The organism is Chryseobacterium sp. Leaf180, from assembly GCF_001424585.1.
In the GTDB taxonomy this organism is placed as follows: Bacteria; Bacteroidota; Bacteroidia; order Flavobacteriales; family Weeksellaceae; genus Chryseobacterium.
Genome location: NZ_LMPJ01000001.1, coordinates 862,504 through 879,267 on the forward strand (window position 1 = coordinate 862,504; position 16,764 = coordinate 879,267).

The window sequence follows — 16,764 nt, forward strand, 5'->3', positions numbered from 1 at the left end:
AACAGGCATATAGAAGGGAAAAAAGAAAAATTTTTTTCCCTTTTTCTGTTTTAAATTTAATTACTTTGCATAATAAATCTGAGAAAATTGAATTATGAAGTTTGAAAATTTACTGACTGACGTTCAGGAGCACGTCGCGACTGTCACGATAAACCGCCCGGAAAGCCTGAATGCACTCAATTCTAAGACGATTAAAGAACTCAGCGAAGCCTTTGAAACGCTTGAGGCTGATCAAAACATTCGCGTTATTATTCTCACCGGAAGCGGAGAAAAATCTTTCGTTGCGGGAGCAGATATTAAAGAATTCAGCGATTTTAATCAGTCGGAGGCAGAAAACCTTGCGCGTAACGGTCAGAATACTCTGTTTGACAAAGTTGAAAATTTAAAAAAACCTGTGATTGCAGCCGTCAACGGTTTCGCACTCGGAGGCGGACTGGAACTGGCGATGTCGTGTCACATCAGATACGCTTCAGAAAACGCAAAACTCGGTCTTCCGGAAGTTACTCTAGGATTAATTCCGGGTTATGGAGGTACGCAGCGTTTACCGAAGCTTGTAGGGAAAGGATTTGCCAACGAAATGATTTTTTCAGCTAAAATGATTGTCGCAGCAAGAGCAAAAGAAATCGGGCTGGTAAATGAAGTTTTCTCATCTGAAGATCTTATGGTAAAAGCTCTGGAACTGGCAAAAACAATTTCAAACAACTCGCCTTTAGCGATCAGCAAAGCCATTGCAGCGACCAACCTTTCTGATACCACCGAAGGTTTTGAAGCTGAAATTAAATCTTTCGGTGAACTTTTTGAGCTGGAAGATAAAAAAGAAGGTGTTTCTGCTTTCTTGGAAAAACGCAAACCTAAATTTTAAAATAAATCTAATAAACTATAAAAATGCAGGTGGCAAATAAGTTTGATAAAGCTTATCTGAAAATGGCTCTTGAATGGGCAAAACTGTCTTATTGCGAAAGAAAGCAGGTAGGTGCGCTTATTGTAAAAGACAGAACGATAATCTCAGACGGTTACAACGGAACGCCCTCAGGCTTTGAAAACTGCTGCGAAGATGCCGATGGAAGAACGCACTGGTATGTTTTGCATGCTGAGGCCAACGCCATTTTAAAACTCGCAAGCTCTACACAGTCGGCACGTGGCGCAACGCTTTACCTTACTTTATCGCCTTGCCGCGAATGCAGCAAGCTGATTCTGCAGTCGGGAATTTCTCGCTTGGTGTACATCAACAGATATTCTGACGAAGAAGGTATTTCATTTCTTACTAACCATAAAATCGAGATTATACAGGTAGCAGAAAACGAACTTAATACATAAAAAAAACACAAATGACCTGGGATGAAAAAATAAAAGACTTCGAAAAATTTCTTCGCTTTGAAAGAAATTTTTCGGAAAATACGTTGGATGCCTACATCCGCGACATCAAAAAACTGAGAGAATACGCAACCGAATGTTTGGAAGGCGTAGGCCCAGATACAATCTCTTACGATCATTTACAGGAATATATTTTCAATCTTTCTAAGCAGAAATTCAGCGAGCGCTCGCAGGCGAGATGGATTTCTTCCATTAAAGCTTTTTTCAAATATCTTGTGGAAGACGAAGTGCGCGAAGACAATCCTTCAAGTCTTCTGGAAGGTCCGAAACTTGGTCTTTATCTTCCAGATACGTTAAGTCTCAGCGATATCAACAGAATGATTGATGCGATTGATATGCATTCTGATCTCGGCAAAAGAAATCACTGTATTATAGAAGTCCTTTATGGTTGCGGTCTTCGTGTTTCGGAGCTGATCGATATAAAAATTTCGAATATCAATTTTAAAGAAAACTTCATTGCCATTCATGGTAAAGGTGATAAAACGCGATTTGTGCCGCTTGCAAATTTTACCGCAGATCTTCTTCAATGCTACATGAAAGAAACGCGTGCAAAAAATAAATGCAACAAAAAATTTGAAGATTTTTTATTTTTAAACAGCCGCGGAACGAGCATGTCCCGTGTGATTGTATTTTTAATTATTAAAGAACTGACTGATAAAGCGGGCATCAATAAAAAGATTTCTCCGCATACTTTCAGACATTCTTTTGCGACACATTTGCTTCAAAATGGTGCTGACCTTCGTTTCATCCAGGAAATGTTGGGCCATTCGAGCATCACGACAACTGAAGTTTACACACATTTGAAAACTGATGAGCTGCGCGATGTCATTCTTAATTATCATCCCCGAAATGCCAAATTGATTAAATGAAAACATTAAAATTCTGTCCGGAATGTGGAAGGGAAACTTTAAAGTGGGACGGAGAGAAACAATGGAGCTGCCCAAGCTGCGGTTTTAATCTGTACAATAATGTCGCAGGTGCCGTTGCTGTTATCATACGCTGCGATAACGAAATTCTTCTGACGCGCAGAAACCAGGATCCGCAAAAAGGCAAGCTTGATCTCGCCGGCGGATTTGTAGACCCAAAAGAATCTGCAGAAGAAACCTGTGTAAGAGAATTACGTGAAGAATTGGCTGTGGAAGTTGATCATTCAAAACTAAAATACTGCGCAAGTCTGCCGAATATTTATCATTACAAAGGCATCGATTACAATACGCTTGATCTTTTTTACGAATATAAAATTGAAGAAAAATTTGAGGTTAATCTCGAAATCGCGGAAATCTCAGAAGCCGTTTGGATTATGGTTGATGACTTGAAATCTGAAGACATTGCTTTTGATTCTCAGAAGAAATTCCTCAGAGAATATCAGCAGAATTTAAGTTAATTCAAAAGTTATTTCAGCGTTTTGAGTACTTCTCCGAAATATTTGGAAAGCACTTTGCGCTCTGCTGTTGAAAGATTGGCTTCATTATGATATACAATATATCCAGGCAACGGCATCGAACGGTTTTCGATAGTCTGAATACTTTTTTCAAGCATACTTTTCTTCAGATCATTGTTATAATTTTTCCAGACCGAAAAATTCATATGATCTCTTCCCTCTTCCACATGACTTTTTATGGACCACGAAACCGGCGCCACAGAAGCGTATTTTGGATATCTCGTTTCGTTTGAATGACAGTCGTAGCAGCTGCTTTTAAGCATTGAGACAATCTTTGAAGGTGTTTTCTCAACCATAACAAAATTCACCTTTTCATCCACCGGAAGATTGGTTTTGTCCACCGGAATAAACTGGATCAGCACGAAGGCGAGCAGTGTGTAAAACACTATTTTCTTAAAAGTTTTCAAACTATCGCTGGAGATTTTGACCGTTGTTATTTAATCCGTTATTGTTATTGAACCCGTTATTATTATTCAGGCGGTTGTTATTCACCGGCGAAAGTTCATCTTCGGTTTTTTTCGCAGGAGGAGCTTTCGGTGCGGTCATTTTACTTAAATCCAGAACGCGCGTATCTTTCAGATCCCAGTCTTCTTTGGCTTCCCAAAGCGGTCTGATGACGGCAATTTTATAAAAAGTATACGAATCTTCCGCAAAAATATTGTTCACAAAATCGGCTTCGTCCCAGTATTTATTACCGTTATTATCAACCAAAATTCTCACAATATACTCTCCTGGTTTCAGCAGATCAAATTTTACAGCATTCCCGGAAGTGTACTGCTGGTAAACCACTCTGTCTGAATTATCAAGCAGCTGAACCCAATATTTTGCCGTCGGCGCATTGGTCAGATTTAAAGTAAGATTTCCGTAATTCTCGATTTTATCTATTTCAAAATCAAATCTTTTTGAATCAGCATTTCGCTCATAAAATGAAGAAACTGTCGTTTTCGGAACTGTCAGCTGATACTTTTTACCGGAGATAAAATCTGATTTAATAATAACCTGATACGGATTTGTTTCAGAAATCGCAGCCGTAAAATCCTGTCTGGTTGTGCTGTCAATTTTCAAAATCCAATCCTGTGTGTTGATTTTATCGACGTAATAATTTGAAGTTAATTTAAACGCCGTTTTTGGCGGAAGAAGATTCGATCCGGCATTGTCAAGTGTCATTCTGTTTTTCGTATTGTATTTGTAAAACAGCGATGCAGAATCTTTTTTGGCGTCTGCCTGATAACCGAATTTCAAATTCTCTGTTGAATTCTGGCCGATGTCACTTTTCACGGCATCAAACCAAATCCTCACAGAGTCCGATTTTGGATTATGCGTCACTTTAAAATCTTTCAGTTTTTCACTTTTCGAGAACACTTCCACTTTTTCAGGATTTCCCTGAAACAGCATCAAAACACCGCCCGGAACTTCTTTCAGTTCTGGCTTTTTAAAAGGTTTTTTTGAAGGATATAAACTTAAATTTAAACCAGAAACCGATTTTTCAACATTCAACGGATCTTTTTGAAAAGCAATTTTTTCCTTTCCCGGATCAAAGACCGAGTTGCCGTTTTCATCAGTAAAAGCGAGGATTTTATAGGAACCCGGAGAGAGATAATTTAATTCGTAATAACCGTCATCATCCACTTTCGAGATGTAGTACGGCTTTTTGCGGTAATCCATCGTATCTTTAATTTGATAAAGACCCACCACCATTTTATTTTCACCACTCGATTCTTTTTTGCTGAGCAAAGCGTCTGTTACAACACCGCTGATGTACAGATCATCGAGTTTCGGACCGGTGGAAAAAGCAAAATTATAATATCGCAGCGGATTATTTTCGTTGTTATCCTGAATCGCGTTTCCGAAATTAAAATTATATGTAGTATTTGCCTGAAGCGTATCAGACCACTGAATGAGAAGATATTTATTGGCAATATTTGAAGGTAAAATACGCGTCACATTCTCAATCGGTGGCGAAACGTTGAGGTTTTTGTTAATGTCTTTCAGCGTAATATATTCATCAAAATCGATGCGCAGCTGCTTGATGTCGCGCGGCACATTCACTCGTGACGTATCGATATTAAAACCGGTAACTCTCGGAGCAATCGTGTCTTTCCCGCCGCCAATCGGTGAGCCAACTCTTGCACAGGACTGTATCAGCAAAGCGAAGATGATAAACAGAAAAAAATTTTTCATGAAGAAATTTACGCAAAAATAAACATTATTCGCCAATACTCTCAACGGCAGTTTGCGGCTGATTTTCATCATCTTTCATGATGCTGTGCAGCTTCTCCTTCTGCTGCGGGAAATCTTCGAAAAGCCCTGCAAGAGCCAGCGCAGAATATACACGCCCGGAATATTTGTTGCCAATCGCAATGATCGTCACTTTAGATTTCAGCAGATGCGCAAAAACCGAATTTGTACCGTGCCACCAGCCGTTGTGATACGTAAGTTTTTCGCCGTTGTCATAAATTTTCATCCGGAAACCGAAACCATAATTGTTCATCCCAGCTTTTTCATTGCTGTAAGGCTCGAAAACCATTTTCATTAAATCCGGTTTCAGGAAATCTTTTGAAAACATGGCTTCAGAGAAATTAAGCAGATCGCGCGGCGTTGTGTACACATTTTTGTCGCCATAGATCAGATCCAGTCTATCTAAAGGATACAGTTTGTTTCCGCCAAAATAAAATGACTGCGCCGCGGTCGGAATATCTTTTTCCTGAAAAATGTAGGTATTTTTCATCTTTAAGGGCTTAAAAACCATCTCATTCATCGCCTGTGGAAAAGGCATTTTTGTGATTTTTTCGATGATCAAAGCGAGCAGCGCAAAATTGGTATTGCAGTACATAAAACCGGTTTCGGTATCACGCGCAAGTTCCGGTTTGTATTTGATTAAAAGATTTAAAACATCCGTGTTGGTCAGAAAATTCTTCTTAAGTTCCTCCGGCTGAGGTTTGATTTTATCAATGAAATATTCATATTTCGGTAAACCGCTGCGCTGAGAAAGTAAAGATCTCACCGTCACTTCAGGATAAGGAAATCCCGGGAAAAACTGCGTAAGACGGTCATCAAGTTTAATTTTTCCGGCTTCAATAAGTTTCATCGTTGCCATCGCGGTAAGCGTTTTTGAAACAGATGCTACGTGAAGCGGTGTATTTTGGTTGATCGGCATCTGATCGCCTTCACGCGCAAAACCCCGGTACTTTTCAAATAAAATCTGATCGCCTTTTGCCACCAAAATCCCGCCGCTGAGATCGCCTTTTTCCCAAACTTTATCATAATATCTGGCAATGTACTGCACGAGATAATTTTTGTTTATCACGCCCCTGTCTGCTGCTGAAAAAACATGATTAAGCTTTACATTGCCGAAATTGGGAAGGTGCGTCGTCGGCTGTTCATCAGTTTCTGCCTTGTTATTTTTATTTTTACACGACGAAAAAAAGAGAAGAAGTACAGCGAAAACAAAAGTCGGTTTGATCATGATTTTGAAAATGGCTGGCAATTTAATGAAACCTATTTTAGATTAATCGATGCGGTAAGAGATTAAGAATTTTTTAACACAAATATTCTAAACAAAAAAATCGCGTTTCGAAAATTAACCACGAAAGATCGATGTGAAATTAAAAGTCTAAGTCTTAAAATTTTGGATTAATTTTATAAATGAAAAAACGATTACCGAATACTATTGCTATGAAATATTTAATTATTGCGTTGTTTCTATTATCAGGCTGTTCAAAAAAAGAAATTAAAAATCTTAAATTCTATCAAATAAGTATAAGATATATCGGTCCACAAAACGCACCTGTCAATAGAATTGTTCTCACAAAAAGCAAACCAGAAAATAACATCTTCCCTACAACAAATTATCAAATCGAAGAAGAAGATTTGATAAAAATTGAGAAAATATGTGATTCAGAGGAGATAGTAGAAAAAGGCACACATCCTTTAGTAATGGTAACAATTAAAAAGGATAATGTAATGGAGAGACGTCTTTACAATAAAACGAATGGAATTAAAATCTTGGAAAAAATTCAAAAAATATTATCCGGCTACAATAACAGACAATTAAATGATAATTATTTTGATATAATATATGCTACTAAGAAAAACTGGCATGGAGATGGCAAAATCATAGGATTATAGATTAACAAACTCTTTTATAATTTTATCAACAATTACCTGCGCCAGTTTTTCTTTGCTTTGATGCGTCCAGCCGGCAATATGCGGCGTGACAATCACTTTTTCAGAATCTAAAAGATACTTCAGATCTTTATTTTCAGAGCCGTCGTCTAAATTCTCGAATGACGCCTTTTCATATTCCAGAACATCAAGGCAGGCACCCTTTACTTTTCCGGATTTCAAAGCATCAATTAATGCTGAAGTTTTTACATTTTTTCCGCGCGCAGTATTGACGAGATAGAAGTCATGCTTCATTTCCGCAACAAATTGACCGTCGATTATGTAGGTCGTTTCATCAGTCAGCGGAATATGCAGACTGAGAATTTCAGCGCGCTCTTTCAATTCTTCCAGCGAAACCTGTTTAGCAAAGTCGTCTTCAATTCCGGGTAAAATATCATAGAAAATGACCTGACATCCAAAACCGGAAAGTCGTTTTGCCGTCGCTTTCCCCATATTTCCGTAACCTATTATCCCGACCGTTTTACCCAAAAGTTCGTCGCCACGGTTTTCTTCGCGAAGCCAGATTCCATTCTTAACTTCCTGTGATGCAATAAATAAACGGTTCATAATTACGAGAAGCATTCCTACAACATGCTCGGCAACAGAATCGCGGTTTCCCTCCGGCGAATTGATCAGTTTTATATTGAGTTTTGCGGCGGCTTCAAGATCAATATTTTCCATGCCAGCTCCTACTCTCGCGATAAATTTCAGATTTTTTCCCCGCTGAAGAAAATTTTCGTCCAGAGGAATTCTGCTGCGGATAATTACGCCATCGTAATTTTCAATTTTGCTGCAAACCTCATCGTAAGAAGACGTAAAATCTTCTTCAAGAACAAAGTTTTTAGCCAAAAGCTGCTCGGTAATGAGCGGATGATTTTTATCTAAAAGTAAGATTTTCATGTCTTGTGATCATTAAAAAATGCTTTCAGAAATGCACTTTATTAAAGCAATATTCTGAAAGCATCTGTAAATTTTTTGTTAAAATAAATTATTCTGCCTTTTGCGGTTCCTGAAACAGTTTTTTCAGTTCTACAGAATCCAAAGGCTTCATTCTTCCGGAAAGAATTAATGACAATTCTTTTCTTCGAAGTGCTGCCGCATGACGCTCTTTTTCTTCTTCCGTCTCCGGTTCCATATCAGGAATCGGAATTGGCCGGTTAAATTCATCTACCGCCACAAAAGTGTAAATCCCTTTGTTGGTCTGTATTTTTTTATGATTAATCGGGTCGTCCAGCCAAACATCTACATAAATTTCCATCGACGTAGAAAATGCGCGCGAAACTTTAGATTCCATCACCACAATTCCGCCTTCCGGAATAGGATGATCAAACGATACATGATTTACAGACGCCGTTACCACTCGTCTCTCGCAATGTCTGGTCGCAGAAATCGATGCGCAGCGGTCCATTCTCGCCAAAAGTTCGCCCCCGAATAAATTTCGCAGCTGGTTGGTATCATTGGGAAGCACAATATTGGTCATCACCGTGAGTGATTCTGATGCTTTTTTTACTTTCGCCATCTTCTTTTTTGTGATTTTTTAAAGCTCTTCGGGTTTGCTTTTTTTACTGAATCTTTACGAAGAGAATCTTTTTTGAAATTAAGAATAGAATCCTGCTTTTTGATCGCCGCAGAATCTACTGTCACTGTTTTTTTATTTTCTATACGGCGCGTTTTTGTCTGTACCGAAACGCTGTCGAACGATTTTTTTCCGAGTAGCAAATCCTGTTGCGTGTACGCCAAATACAGCATGGCCAAAACCGGAACAATGATCAGGAAAATCCAGAGAATTGATTTATTAAAACGGTAATCGCTGCGCTCAGCAACCGGCGTTTCTTTTTTTTCCTTCGGGTTGATATCTGAGAAACGGATTTCTTCTAAACCATAAAAATCCGGATGATCCGAAGGCAAGCGTTTCCCTTCAAAACGGATTTCATTAGCTTCTAAATAAAAACGCCCTATTTCGGGAATTTCCAGCTGTTTTTCAGCCTGAAGTTTTTTCTTCCAAAAATCGGTCTGTACGAGAATTTCATTTTCCGCTGCTTCCTTTGAAACTGATTTTTTTTCGGCTAAAAATTTTGCAAGTTCGGCAGATTCGGCCTGATCATTTGCCGTAAAAATAATCCGGCTGGCAGGCGGAAGAATGCTTCCATTTTCGGAATTGATGACAGCCTTCGACTTTTCCTGAGAAAAAGTTCCGAACTGTGGCACAACGGCGCTGCCGTGCGATTTCAGATATTCTAAAATATAAACTGAGATATTCATTTAGCGGCAAATTTATAACTTTTTGCCGAGTTTTACCGACATTTTTCAGGATTCAAAAAAGACTGCCCCGAAGACAGCCTTGCGTAAAAAATTAATACTAAAATTAAATATATAAAGTGAGATTTGGTCTTGTCTTACTGAATTTTCCAGCTTATGCCGAACATAAAATTGATGCCCGCCTGCGAAAAATAAACCGGCCCTTCGTATACATAGCCGTTGTTTACGTATTTCTGATCAAAAATATTGTTGACCAAAAGCTTTAGGGCTACTTCCTGACGGGCGATTTTAAAATTATACTGTGCATTAAAATCTGTAAGGAAATAATCTTTCAGCTGCAGATCCTGAGCTTCTGTATTATCTAAATATTGTTTTCCGACAAACTGATTGAGCAAACTCAGCTGGAAGTTTTTTGCCGGCATATATTTCAATCCGAGATTGGCAATAATATTGGGTGAAAAAGAAATTTCGGTATCGCCGAGATTGACCGTACCGTTTTCGTTTTCAATAACAAAATCTAGGTTTTTGTTCTGGCTTAAACTAACATTTCCGTTGATCTCCCATTTCGGCGAAAGTCTTGCAAGCGCACCGATTTCGATTCCTCTACGGTAGCTTTTTCCGGAATTGGTTCTGATAAATTCTCCGATATTACTGATCTGCCCATTCAACACCAACTGATTGATATAGTACATATAATAAAGGTTTGCCGTGAAAGCAACTTTTCCAAACTGCTTTTCAATTCCCGCTTCAAAATCATGCAGCTTTTCTGCTTTCACATCATTGTTGGCGAAAAGATCGTCACGGTTTGGTTCGCGCTGCGCATGAGCGTACGAAAGGAAAATTTTTCCGCTTCCAAGTCGGTAATTAACACCGGCTTTAGGATTAAAAAACAGCCATCTTTTACTTAAATTCGCTCCTTCACCATCACCAGCCTGAAGAATTTCCGTTTTGTAATCAATGTTCCGAAGCTGAAGATCTCCGAAGAATTCAAAATCATTCACTTTTATCAAAGCCTTAGCAAAACCCGCCACTTCATTCTTCACCGAATGATTTCGGTAATATTCAAAACTCTCAATCTGCGGCAGAAAAACACCGGTTACATTTCCGAAATGATCGCCTTTATACTGATTGGCAACGGCTCCGAAATTAATATCTACATTCTGATACTTTCCATAAAGCGTAGAAACAATTCCGTAAAAATCATTGTCGAGCCATTTTTTCCTGATAAAATCTGAGCGCTGAATAAGCGTCGATCCCTGCTGAATATATGCGAGATTATATCGTGAAAGTCGGTTATCCTGCCGGTAATTTTCGTAATAACCTTTTCCTTTGGTATAATGAAAAGTCGTTTCCAGATTCCAGTGCTCGTTTAGACCCTGCTCCCAAAGAAGCTGGTAATGGTTTTGTCGGTAATTATCGGTTTCATTATCATAAAAACCGGAAATATTTCCTGCATTATCATAGATCGCTCCCGATATGTTGAATCTCGGATTGGTTTCCCAGGTCTCGCGGTCGATCCCATTCCAGGCCTGATAGGTTTTTTCTTTTCCACCAAAAGCCATTAGACGGATTTTTGTTTTTCCTTCTTCAAAAAGTGCAGTGAAATTGTAAGAATTCAGATCTGAGAAAGCACGGTCGATATATCCATCAGAATGAATATGGGAATATCTTCCCATCACCGAAAGCCGGTTTTTCCAGAATTTTCCGCTGCCTACTTCTGCCGAATATTTATAGGTGTTAAAAGATCCGTAGCTGTCGTCTGTTTTAATGTAAAACTTATTTTCCGGCTCTTTGGAAATTACATTAATACTCGCTCCGAATGCAGAAACACCATTATTGGAAGTTCCCACACCTCGCTGAATCACGATTTGTGATGCCGAACTTGTAAGATCGGGCACGTTGACGAAAAATGTTCCCTGACTTTCTGAATCATTAAACGGAACCCCGTTCAACATCACATTAATACCTCTTCCTGCAACGCCACGAATTCTAAAACCTGTGTAACCAACGCCGTTTCCAGCATCAGAAGTAGAAATAACCGATGTCTGGTTTTTAAGCAGAATCGGAAGATCCTGCCCAAGATTCCGGCTGTCTAGATCTTTCTGTACGTTGATGATTTCTTTGGCTACGGGAAGTCTACGCGTAAAATTCACAGCTTCTATCTCACGGATTTTTACAGAATCTGTAGTTTGTGCAAATGCGAACGAACCGGCGGTAAGTCCTAAAAAAAATAATCCTTTCATTCTTATAAATTTTTAAAATTTAATGGAATAAAAGGGGCGATTATGATGAATAATGAGTGATAACAAGCGGTTTTTGAGAACCACTTACTGCTCATTTTTAATTTCCCTAAACAGCATTACCTGTTCCAGGTTCATTGGGTATAATCTCAGCCCCGAAGAGCACCCCTTTAATTTCAGCGGCGAAAGTACAAAAAAAATGCCTGCAAAAGATGATTGCAGACAAATTTATATTTTAAACTGAAAATTAATACGCTTTGTTGTCGGTATCGATGTAGAAATACGTTTTGTCGTCTTTGGTGACTTCAAAAAGTCCGGCAATCTTCCAGCTGTAATTTCTTTTGATATCGTGATACTGCAGGGGAACAATCACTTTATTATTAATATCAATCACGCCAAACCGGTCGTTGTCTGCCGCAATAATCATCGGATGTTCGTAATCTTTACCTTCCAAAATGAATAGATACTGATACTGCGGATAAACTGTGTATTGTGATTTGTCATTTGGATCTTTAAATTTTTCGCGGTCTATAATTCCGTATTTACCGTCGAGAATGTACGCATTGTATTTCTGAGGTTTGTACGGCTCGCGACAGAGGCCAAGATCTTCGCTTCGGTACGTGTACACTCTTTTTCCAGCTGCGTTGATTCTGTAAACAATCTTATTCTGCTCTACCGTCGCAAAGTTTGCCGTACCATATTTTCTTGCTGCTTCATTTTTGGAATTAAGCAAATTACAGTCTTCAGAAAAAAACATCGCAATGTCGTATATTGGCTGCACAACATATTTTTTCTGCTGATTTACGTAGCCCAATTTATTTCCTTTTTTGTGTGGAATGAGTGCCGGAACATTATCTTTCTGCCTGAAGACGGCAGAAGATGTTTTTTTGCCTGATTTTGATTTCGCAGGAGCTTTTTTGCTTTGGGAAAGGCAGAAAAACGGCAGGAGCAGCACAATAATAGTGCTGATTTTCAATAATTTCATCATGGTTTATGTTTGGTGCAAAAGTATAAAATATATAGAAGATATTTATAAAGAATCTAAATAAATTGCAAGGCAGAAAAATTTATAATTCGTAATTTTGAAAACATTTTTAATTGTTTGATAATTTTAAAACATTTTTGAGATATGACATTTGATATCGATATGATCAAAAAAGTGTACGAGCGTTATCCGGAAAGAATTGCTGCGGCAAGAAAAATCACGGGAAAGGCGCTTACGCTTTCAGAAAAAATCCTTTATACTCACCTTTGGGAAGGCAGCGCGACGCAGGAATATGAAAGAGGTAACTCGTATGTAGATTTCGCACCAGACAGAGTGGCGATGCAGGATGCAACAGCGCAGATGGCGCTTTTGCAGTTTATGCAGGCCGGAAAAGCGAAAGTTGCCGTACCGTCTACCGCACACGCCGATCACCTTATTCAGGCGAGAGTAGGCGCAGAGGCAGATTTGCAGGACGGTATCAATAAAAACTCAGAAGTTTTCAACTTTTTAAGTTCGGTCTGTGAGAAATACGGCATCGGTTTCTGGAAACCAGGCGCAGGAATCATTCACCAGGTTGTGCTAGAAAATTACGCATTCCCTGGAGGTATGATGATCGGGACCGATTCTCATACGGTAAACGCCGGAGGTCTTGGTATGGTTGCCATCGGAGTTGGTGGTGCAGATGCGGTAGACGTAATGGCAGGAATGGCCTGGGAACTTAAAATGCCAAAATTAATCGGTATTAAATTGACCGGTAAGATGAACGGCTGGACATCTGCAAAAGATGTTATTCTAAAAGTAGCAGGCATTCTTACCGTAAAAGGCGGAACTGGCTGCATCGTAGAATATTTCGGTGAAGGTGCAGAATCTCTTTCTGCTACCGGAAAAGGAACAATCTGTAATATGGGTGCAGAGATTGGTGCTACAACGTCTACTTTCGGGTATGATGATTCTATGAGAAGATATCTTGCTGCGACAGGCAGACAGGATGTTGTGGATGCAGCTGATAAAATTGCAGAACATCTGACAGGTGATGCTGAAGTATATGCAAACCCAGAGCAGTATTTTGATCAGTTAATCGAAATCAACCTTTCTGAGCTTACCCCACATTTGAACGGACCTTTTACGCCAGATTTAGCGACGCCTGTTGCAGAATTCAGAGCGAAAGCTGAAGCTAACGACTGGCCGCTTGAAGTAGAATGGGCATTGATCGGATCTTGTACCAACTCTTCATATGAAGATCTTTCAAGAGCCGCTTCTATTGTAGAAGATGCTGTTGCGAAAGGAGTAAAACCGAAAGCAATTTTAGGAATTAATCCCGGTTCTGAGCAGGTAAAATTTACCGCAGAAAGAGATGGTTTTATCGATTCTTTCAGGAAATTTGAAAACGCAAGAATCTTTACCAACGCCTGCGGACCGTGTATCGGACAGTGGGACAGAGAAGGTTCTGAAAAAGGTGAGAAAAACTCAATCATCCACTCTTTCAACAGAAACTTTGCAAAAAGAGCTGACGGAAACCCGAATACGCACGCTTTCGTAGCTTCACCGGAAATGGTGGCTGCAGTGGCAATTTCAGGTAGACTTGATTTTAACCCAATCACAGATACATTAACAGCAGAAAACGGCGAGCAGGTAAAACTGAGCGAACCAAAAGGTGCTGAGCTTCCTGCAAGAGGTTTTGCAGTAGAAGACAATGGCTACCAGGCGCCATCAGAAGACGGTTCTGGAGTACAGGTGAAGGTGAGTCCTACTTCTGACAGACTTCAGTTATTGGAGCCTTTCGAAGCTTGGGACGGACAAAACATTACCGGAGCAAAAGTTTTAATCAAAGCTTTCGGAAAATGTACAACAGACCATATTTCTATGGCAGGACCTTGGTTGAAATACAGAGGCCACTTGGATAATATCTCAAACAACATGCTGATAGGTGCCGTAAACGCCTATAATATGGAAACCAATTCTGTGAAAAACCAATTAAATGGTGAGCACGATGCAGTTCCGGCAGTGGCAAGAGCGTACAAAGCGGCAGGAGTTCCTTCTATCGTGGTCGGAGATCAGAATTATGGCGAAGGTTCTTCAAGAGAGCACGCTGCAATGGAGCCGAGGCATCTTGGTGTGAAAGCGGTTTTGGTGAAATCTTTCGCGAGAATTCATGAAACGAATCTGAAAAAGCAGGGAATGCTGGGATTAACGTTTGCGAATGAAGCAGACTACGATAAAATCCTTGAAGATGACACCGTAAACTTCCTTGATCTTGATCAGTTTGCACCGGGCAGACAGCTGACACTGGAGTTTGTACACGCAGACGGCAGCAAAGATATGATCATGGCAAATCATACGTACAATGCACAGCAGATCGGCTGGTTTGTAGCAGGATCTGCACTGAACCTGATCGCGCAGCAGGAAAACTAGGATCTTTAAAAAGATTATATTGTAGAGTTCCATCCGAATTTTTTTTCGGGTGGAATTTTTTTGCTTTAAACTGAATGTAAAGAATGCATCTTTAAAAAGTGTTTAAAATAATTCTATTTTCAAAAATCAGAAATAAAAAATCGGCGGACGGACGGCTTCATCTATATTAGGTTTAAGCAATTCGGCGGTCGAATTGCTTAAACCAGCTCTGGATAGAGCAAATCGGCAGTCGATCGGCTTCACCATGTTTAAGATAAAGCAAATCGGCGGTCGGAAAGCTCTAACCAATTTAGGATAGAGCAAATCGGCGGTCGAATTGCTTAAACTACTTTAAAAAAGCCCAATCGACAGCCGAATGACTTTTACTTTTTATAAATTTAAATCAGATTTTAAAGCTCAGAAAAAAGCGTGTTCAGAGATTCGGAATACGTTGGATGTGAGAACATAAAATCTTTGAGATCTTTCGCCAGTATCTTTCCCTTCATCGCCATCTGAATGACCGAAGCGATCTCACCGCCTTCTGTACCGATAACTGCTGCACCTAAAATTCTGCCCGAATCTTTATCGACAACCGCTTTCCACAAACCCTGTGTCTGTGCAGATTCTTTCCCACGCGTGATTCTCTTCCCGGCAATCTTCACGACGGTGTAATTCAGTTTTTTCTTTCTCGCTTCCTTTTCAGAAAGTCCTGCCCTTCCGAGCTGCGGATCGGTAAAAACGGTGTACGGAATAACGCGGTTGGAAATGTCCGCCTTATTTTCGCCCAAAATATTATCCGAAACGATCACGTAATCATTGTAGGCAACATGTGTAAACTGCGCTCCGCCTTTGATGTCGCCAAGTGCATAAATGCCTTTTACATTGGTTTCAAGTTTCGGACTGACTTTAATAAAATTCTTCTCATCGGTTTTAATGCCTGCTTTTTCCAGAGCGAGACTGTCTGCGTTGGATTTTCTTCCGGTGACAACCAAAAGATGCGAACCGGTAATCTGCCGGGTTTTCCCTTTTTGAGAAACCGAAACGCGGATTCCTTTTTTGTAAGATTCTATCTTTTTAATTTCAGCATCCAAATAAAAACTGATGCCTTCTTCTTCGAGAATTTCCTGCATATTTTCGGCGATATCGCGGTCTTCTTTATCTAAAATCTGCGCAGACTGATCAATAATTTCTACGTTGCTGCCAAAACGGCTGTACATCTGTCCCATCTCCAGTCCGATATAACCGCTGCCGATAATAATCAGTTTTTCCGGAATTTCTTTTAGTGCTAAAATCCCCGTCGAATCGAACCATTTCACCTTATCCAAACCTTCAATTTTCGGGACTGCCGGCCGGCAACCGGCATTAATAAAGATTTTCGGTGCAGTAAATTCCAAGATTTCGCCATTTTCCTGGGTTACAGTAACCTTTTTTTTTCCGCTGAAGGAAGCCGTTCCGATGATCAGTTCTAAATTTTTGGTTTCTTGTAAATTCTTTTTTACGCCTTCATGAGAATTTTTTACAATCTTATCTTTCCTTTTCTGCGTTTCAGAAAAATTAATCTTCATGTTTTCTACAGAAATTCCGTGCTGTTTGGCTGTATTTATTTCGTGCATTACTTTGGCCGAAGCAATTAATGTTTTACTTGGCGTACAGCCTACATTTACGCAGACGCCGCCAAGCATTGCTTCAGATTTTTCGATGAGAACGGTTTTCCAGCCAGACTCTGCAAGCTTTACTGCGAGTGGATTTCCGGCCTGTCCGGAACCGATGATGATGGCATCTTTTTTTATCATTGTGTTTTTATTATTTACCACAGAAACAGCACAACTATCATTCCTTTTAATTAAATCTTTAAGAAAGTAAAACCTTTATATTCTGAGATTTTTATGTAGAAATCAATAGAAACTGTA

Annotated in this window: 15 protein-coding genes and 1 riboswitch; of the genes, 6 read left to right on the forward strand and 9 right to left on the reverse strand. The window is 39.6% G+C overall.

What is annotated here, in order from left to right:
- Window positions 1–94: 94 nt before the first annotated feature.
- From ASG01_RS03965 to ASG01_RS03980, 4 genes are read left to right on the forward strand one after another with little or no spacing between them, the layout of a single operon-like run.
- On the forward strand, window positions 95–862 hold the full coding sequence (locus tag ASG01_RS03965) for an enoyl-CoA hydratase-related protein (protein WP_055860182.1): 768 nt from the start codon (window positions 95–97) through the stop codon (window positions 860–862).
- A 23-nt stretch (window positions 863–885) separates the two neighbouring features.
- Window positions 886–1,317: a deoxycytidylate deaminase gene (locus ASG01_RS03970; protein ID WP_055860185.1), complete on the forward strand. Its 432-nt coding sequence runs from the start codon at window positions 886–888 to the stop codon at window positions 1,315–1,317.
- Window positions 1,318–1,328: 11 nt separating this feature from the next.
- Window positions 1,329–2,243: a site-specific tyrosine recombinase XerD gene (gene xerD / locus ASG01_RS03975; RefSeq protein WP_055860189.1), complete on the forward strand. Its 915-nt coding sequence runs from the start codon at window positions 1,329–1,331 to the stop codon at window positions 2,241–2,243.
- Window positions 2,240–2,758 carry an NUDIX domain-containing protein gene (locus ASG01_RS03980; protein ID WP_055860192.1) on the forward strand — a complete coding sequence of 173 codons (519 nt, stop codon included), beginning with the start codon at window positions 2,240–2,242 and terminating at the stop codon, window positions 2,756–2,758. Before xerD ends, ASG01_RS03980 begins: the two co-directional genes overlap by 4 nt.
- Window positions 2,759–2,766: 8 nt before the next feature.
- On the opposite strand, the gene ASG01_RS03985 is transcribed toward ASG01_RS03980, so the two are convergent.
- The 3 genes from ASG01_RS03985 to ASG01_RS03995 are packed head-to-tail and all read right to left on the reverse strand — an operon-like array spanning window position 2,767 to window position 6,281.
- A complete protein-coding gene (locus ASG01_RS03985; protein ID WP_317038767.1) occupies window positions 2,767–3,201 on the reverse strand; it encodes a heme-binding domain-containing protein in 435 nt (144 codons plus the stop codon).
- A 22-nt stretch (window positions 3,202–3,223) separates the two neighbouring features.
- A complete protein-coding gene (locus ASG01_RS03990) occupies window positions 3,224–4,996 on the reverse strand; it encodes an Ig-like domain-containing protein (protein WP_082498282.1) in 1,773 nt (590 codons plus the stop codon).
- A gap of 25 nt (window positions 4,997–5,021) precedes the next feature.
- Complete coding sequence (locus ASG01_RS03995) at window positions 5,022–6,281, reverse strand: serine hydrolase domain-containing protein (RefSeq protein WP_082498283.1); 1,260 nt, start codon at window positions 6,279–6,281, stop codon at window positions 5,022–5,024.
- A 179-nt stretch (window positions 6,282–6,460) separates the two neighbouring features.
- Here ASG01_RS03995 and ASG01_RS04000 point away from each other — a divergent pair, with 179 nt between their 5' ends.
- Window positions 6,461–6,943: a hypothetical protein gene (locus ASG01_RS04000; RefSeq protein ID WP_055860198.1), complete on the forward strand. Its 483-nt coding sequence runs from the start codon at window positions 6,461–6,463 to the stop codon at window positions 6,941–6,943.
- Here the strand turns inward: ASG01_RS04000 and ASG01_RS04005 are convergent.
- From ASG01_RS04005 to ASG01_RS04025, 5 genes are all read right to left on the reverse strand, one after another.
- On the reverse strand, window positions 6,938–7,879 hold the full coding sequence (locus ASG01_RS04005; RefSeq protein ID WP_055860200.1) for a 2-hydroxyacid dehydrogenase: 942 nt from the start codon (window positions 7,877–7,879) through the stop codon (window positions 6,938–6,940). The genes ASG01_RS04000 and ASG01_RS04005 overlap by 6 nt on opposite strands.
- Window positions 7,880–7,967: 88 nt before the next feature.
- On the reverse strand, window positions 7,968–8,498 hold the full coding sequence (locus ASG01_RS04010) for an acyl-CoA thioesterase (RefSeq protein ID WP_055860201.1): 531 nt from the start codon (window positions 8,496–8,498) through the stop codon (window positions 7,968–7,970).
- The gene (locus ASG01_RS04015; protein ID WP_055860205.1) at window positions 8,486–9,241 is read right to left on the reverse strand and encodes a hypothetical protein; all 756 of its coding nucleotides are present in this window, start codon (window positions 9,239–9,241) and stop codon (window positions 8,486–8,488) included. Before ASG01_RS04015 ends, ASG01_RS04010 begins: the two co-directional genes overlap by 13 nt.
- Window positions 9,242–9,375: 134 nt before the next feature.
- Window positions 9,376–11,481, reverse strand: coding sequence for a TonB-dependent receptor (locus tag ASG01_RS04020; protein ID WP_055860208.1), 2,106 nt, complete (start codon window positions 11,479–11,481; stop codon window positions 9,376–9,378).
- Between the two features lie 84 nt (window positions 11,482–11,565).
- Window positions 11,566–11,658, reverse strand: a riboswitch (TPP riboswitch).
- A 67-nt stretch (window positions 11,659–11,725) separates the two neighbouring features.
- Window positions 11,726–12,466 (reverse strand): WG repeat-containing protein, encoded by a 741-nt coding sequence (locus tag ASG01_RS04025; protein WP_055860211.1) that lies wholly within the window; start codon window positions 12,464–12,466, stop codon window positions 11,726–11,728.
- 141 nt (window positions 12,467–12,607) lie between these two features.
- Between ASG01_RS04025 and ASG01_RS04030 the strand changes: the two genes are divergently transcribed.
- Entirely contained in the window at window positions 12,608–14,875 is a 2,268-nt protein-coding gene (locus ASG01_RS04030) for an aconitate hydratase (RefSeq protein WP_055860214.1), read from the forward strand.
- Between the two features lie 389 nt (window positions 14,876–15,264).
- Here the strand turns inward: ASG01_RS04030 and ASG01_RS04035 are convergent, their stop codons facing one another.
- Complete coding sequence (locus tag ASG01_RS04035) at window positions 15,265–16,647, reverse strand: mercuric reductase (protein WP_055860223.1); 1,383 nt, start codon at window positions 16,645–16,647, stop codon at window positions 15,265–15,267.
- Window positions 16,648–16,764 lie beyond the last annotated feature (117 nt).

What these genes read in the sequence shown, in the direction of transcription:
- xerD (WP_055860189.1), top strand. Translation starts at nt 1,329, where the DNA reads ATGACCTGGGATGAAAAAATAAAAGACTTCGAAAAATTTCTTCGCTTT.
- ASG01_RS03965 (WP_055860182.1), top strand. Translation starts at nt 95, where the DNA reads ATGAAGTTTGAAAATTTACTGACTGACGTTCAGGAGCACGTCGCGACT.
- ASG01_RS03980 (WP_055860192.1), top strand. Translation starts at nt 2,240, where the DNA reads ATGAAAACATTAAAATTCTGTCCGGAATGTGGAAGGGAAACTTTAAAG.
- ASG01_RS04015 (WP_055860205.1), bottom strand. Translation starts at nt 9,241, where the DNA reads ATGAATATCTCAGTTTATATTTTAGAATATCTGAAATCGCACGGCAGC.
- ASG01_RS04005 (WP_055860200.1), bottom strand. Translation starts at nt 7,879, where the DNA reads ATGAAAATCTTACTTTTAGATAAAAATCATCCGCTCATTACCGAGCAG.
- ASG01_RS04035 (WP_055860223.1), bottom strand. Translation starts at nt 16,647, where the DNA reads ATGATAAAAAAAGATGCCATCATCATCGGTTCCGGACAGGCCGGAAAT.
- ASG01_RS04010 (WP_055860201.1), bottom strand. Translation starts at nt 8,498, where the DNA reads ATGGCGAAAGTAAAAAAAGCATCAGAATCACTCACGGTGATGACCAAT.
- ASG01_RS03970 (WP_055860185.1), top strand. Translation starts at nt 886, where the DNA reads ATGCAGGTGGCAAATAAGTTTGATAAAGCTTATCTGAAAATGGCTCTT.
- ASG01_RS03990 (WP_082498282.1), bottom strand. Translation starts at nt 4,996, where the DNA reads ATGAAAAATTTTTTTCTGTTTATCATCTTCGCTTTGCTGATACAGTCC.
- ASG01_RS03995 (WP_082498283.1), bottom strand. Translation starts at nt 6,281, where the DNA reads ATGATCAAACCGACTTTTGTTTTCGCTGTACTTCTTCTCTTTTTTTCG.
- ASG01_RS04000 (WP_055860198.1), top strand. Translation starts at nt 6,461, where the DNA reads ATGAAAAAACGATTACCGAATACTATTGCTATGAAATATTTAATTATT.
- ASG01_RS04030 (WP_055860214.1), top strand. Translation starts at nt 12,608, where the DNA reads ATGACATTTGATATCGATATGATCAAAAAAGTGTACGAGCGTTATCCG.
- ASG01_RS04025 (WP_055860211.1), bottom strand. Translation starts at nt 12,466, where the DNA reads ATGATGAAATTATTGAAAATCAGCACTATTATTGTGCTGCTCCTGCCG.
- ASG01_RS04020 (WP_055860208.1), bottom strand. Translation starts at nt 11,481, where the DNA reads ATGAAAGGATTATTTTTTTTAGGACTTACCGCCGGTTCGTTCGCATTT.